This is a genomic window from Halorubrum sp. SP3 (assembly GCF_005435195.1).
GTDB lineage: Archaea > Halobacteriota > Halobacteria > Halobacteriales > Haloferacaceae > Halorubrum > Halorubrum sodomense.
On record NZ_SGTU01000629.1, the window covers coordinates 1 to 266 of the forward strand.

Consider the following 266-nt stretch of genomic DNA (forward strand, 5'->3'; position numbering starts at 1 on the left):
CCTCGTGATAACCGGAAAGTATGGGAATGGCAAATCACACACCCTCAAATACGCCCGCTCGCTCGTCCGTGACCGCGAAGACGTGCTCGTGGGATATGTCGCTCAACCCGGCGAAGGATTTCTCGACGTCTATCACGAGTTTATGTACGACCTCGGCTTCGATCGTGTACAGGAACTTGCGTACGAATTCCTCGCTCACGTCGCCCGGAAGCAGACCGAGACAAATCCGATGGGAGCACCATCGATGAAATCGCTGATCGACGAGG

1 pseudogene is annotated in these 266 nt (G+C 55.3%); it reads left to right on the plus strand.

Annotated features, from left to right (window positions below):
- Nucleotides 1-266, plus strand: a pseudogene (locus EXE42_RS19965) (ATPase); the annotation flags it as partial.